Raw genomic sequence first — 271 nt, forward strand, 5'->3', positions numbered from 1 at the left:
TTTTTACGTGGCCGCCCGATTTCTTTAGATCGAGCGATCCGGCGGCGCGCTACGCTGGAAACATCTCGACTTCGGAGCATCGTCCATGCTCAAGCTGCTGGTTCCTGTCGGTCATTCGCCCCGTTCGCTGCAGGCGGTCCGCCACGCGACCTTCCTGTATCACGAACGCTGCGCGTCCGAGATCGTGCTGATCAACGTACAGCCGCCGCTCGAAGCGACGCGGCTCGAGGCGTTTCACCCGCTGTCGCGGCTGCGCTCGATCGAGGACAAG

1 pseudogene is annotated in these 271 nt (G+C 62.7%); it reads left to right on the plus strand.

Features of this window, described 5'->3' with window-relative positions:
- Positions 1-85: 85 nt before the first annotated feature.
- Positions 86-271: pseudogene (locus SB772_RS41185) on the plus strand (universal stress protein); the annotation flags it as partial.

Origin of the sequence: Paraburkholderia sp. SIMBA_030 (assembly GCF_046535245.1) — a bacterium.
Taxonomy (GTDB): domain Bacteria; phylum Pseudomonadota; class Gammaproteobacteria; order Burkholderiales; family Burkholderiaceae; genus Paraburkholderia.